We start from the raw sequence: 2176 nt of genomic DNA, 5'->3' as shown, positions 1-2176 counted from the left end.
TTTCTGGTGCGTACCGGGTTGAGAAGCGGTGTAAGTGAACTGCAGTTGCCATGTTTTACGGCAGTGAGAGCAGAGATAGCGCTGATGTCCGGCAGTGCTTTTGCCGTTACGCACCACCCCGTCAGTAGCTGAACAGGAGGGACAGCTGATAGAAACAGAAGCCACTGGAGCACCTCAAAAACACCATCATACACTAAATCAGTAAGTTGGCAGCATCACCCAAATGCTTTATTCATTCTTTACTTCCTTTTTATGGCTCGTAATTTTTTCAGGTGCTTTTCCTGCTCAGTGTCCGCGAGAATTTTGCGGTACTCCTGGTGGTCAATATGTTCGAACAGGCAGTTTAACTCACCAATGCGTACCCGCCCGGATCGTCCGTCCATCCGTCGAAAGAACACTGAGTGCTCAGTGATGCGAGTAATCACCACGGGGTATCCAGCTCTGTCCGTGTATATCTGACCGCGTTGAATCAAAGCGAACATGTGGTTATCCCCATCGACAAATCGAGAACACAACAAACGCTGCTGCGAATACCACCCCCAGAGTTACGATTGCATCAGGCCAGCTCATTGATTCACCTCCTGCCTGTCGTCCGGCATTCGCTCACTACAGCTTATCCAACCATCCGGAGTTACCGGAACTTGTGGAATGGCTGTCTGCTCTCGAACGTCATTAGGCGCTATAGGTTCTGCTGCCAACTGACTGGCATATTTGTTAATGGTAACGATAAGCTCTTGCTCAGCCTCATCCAGACAATCACCGATACCTCGCCTGTCACCGTCAAAATCATCGAAATCGGCACGAATCCTGGCAACCTTCAGGATTGCGGACAACACCTCACTAGGAATTGCCGGATAGTTGGTTGACGTTTCCGCGATTTCCCGAAAATTATTGGTTGACGAATTCTTGTTTTCCCGAAAGTTTCCGGACTGAAGCATGGCGGCGCGGCAGGCGTTCCATATTTCGGCAGCAATATCGCGCTCGCTATCGGTTAATTTGTACGTTGAAACATAGCCAGAGAGCATTTCTACGTTTTCCGGAGTTGCTTCTTCAGGCACTACCGGTGCTGGCTCACGTATTACAGGCTCGCCCATGCGTGATTCTCCCTGCGCCTCTTTCACCATGTGGTCATTGATTTGCTCCAGTCGCCGAACGTGCTCATCAGCTTCAAGCGCTCGCCGTTTCCAGATGGACAGGTCTTCACGAGCGCCCTGATATGCGTCACCGTATTCGCCGTTAAATACTGGCGCTGGCGGGGCGATGCGTCCAAGCAACTTATTTACCTCTTTCGCCATCGCGTCATATTTATCTAAATAGCGATTAGCTTCTAAGCAGACTCGGTGCATCTGATCTGAGTTAACTCGTTTAACTGGATCTGCTTCCAATGATGCCAGTGCAATCCGTGCCAGTTCTTCCGCTTCTTCTGCTGGCAGTACAACGTTGCTACCCGGTCCGTATGTTTCGCGCCACTGCTTGATTGTCAGCAGTCGCCCTTTGGTAATAGTGATCATGCCGCGTTTCCTTCTTTCTTATTAACAATCACACCGTCATATATTTCATTAAGGTGCCCTCTCAACTCCATGCGCCTTAATGCAGATAACATGTAATCGCATTCAACCTGCTTATTCCCGGTAAATGGCTTATCGTCAGGATTACCCCAACAGCAATTACCCCTGGGCCATCCATGTACTTTCCGTACTCTTCCGTTAACAACGTGAAGTAATCCTGAAGTGGTCAACAAAAACTGGCCACCGAGTTAGAGTTTTTCCAGTATCGATTTTCCGATTCGTTTGGGGTAACCCACCACCGGCATCCATTCGTTCTTCAGACTCCTGAAGAAGCGTTCCATTGGGCTGTTATCCCAGCAGTTTCCGCGCCGGCTCATACTCTGTCTGATCTGGTATCGCCACAATAACTGCCGGAACTGCCTGCTCGTATAATGACTGCCCTGATCGCTGTGGAACATCACCCCGCCGGGCTTACCACGGGTTTCCCATGCCATTTCCAGCGCTTTCATGGTGAGCCTGCTGTCCGGCGAGAACGACATGGCCCAGCCCACTGGTTTTCTTGCGAACAGGTCGAGAACAACGGCGAGGTACGCCCAGCGCTTACCCGTCCAGATACAGGTCACATCACCGCACCACACCTGATTTGGCTCGGTCACGGCGAACTGCCT

The 2176-nt window shown here is 50.7% G+C and carries 3 protein-coding genes and 2 pseudogenes; all 5 read right to left on the bottom strand.

Going from position 1 to position 2176, the window contains the following annotated elements:
• Positions 1-165 (bottom strand): IS1 family transposase (locus BFF42_RS15425; RefSeq protein ID WP_000179192.1); only part of this gene is annotated, 165 nt, incomplete at its 3' end.
• A gap of 74 nt (positions 166-239) precedes the next feature.
• Positions 240-482, bottom strand: a complete 243-nt coding sequence (locus BFF42_RS15420) for a DUF4222 domain-containing protein (RefSeq protein ID WP_000457723.1) — start codon at positions 480-482, stop codon at positions 240-242.
• An 84-nt stretch (positions 483-566) separates the two neighbouring features.
• Positions 567-1511, bottom strand: coding sequence for a DUF551 domain-containing protein (locus BFF42_RS15415; RefSeq protein WP_000628767.1), 945 nt, complete (start codon positions 1509-1511; stop codon positions 567-569).
• Positions 1508-1726: pseudogene (locus tag BFF42_RS26980) on the bottom strand (hypothetical protein); the annotation flags it as partial. The gene BFF42_RS15415 and the pseudogene BFF42_RS26980, both read right to left, overlap by 4 nt.
• Before the next feature lie 8 nt (positions 1727-1734).
• A pseudogene (locus BFF42_RS15405) lies at positions 1735-2176 on the bottom strand (IS3 family transposase); the annotation flags it as partial.

Source organism: Shigella sp. FC1661 (assembly GCF_001712525.1).
GTDB classification, from domain to species: Bacteria; Pseudomonadota; Gammaproteobacteria; order Enterobacterales; family Enterobacteriaceae; genus Escherichia; species Escherichia coli.
Note: the sequence above shows the minus strand (reverse complement) of the source record. Positions and strands in the feature narration are given on the sequence as shown.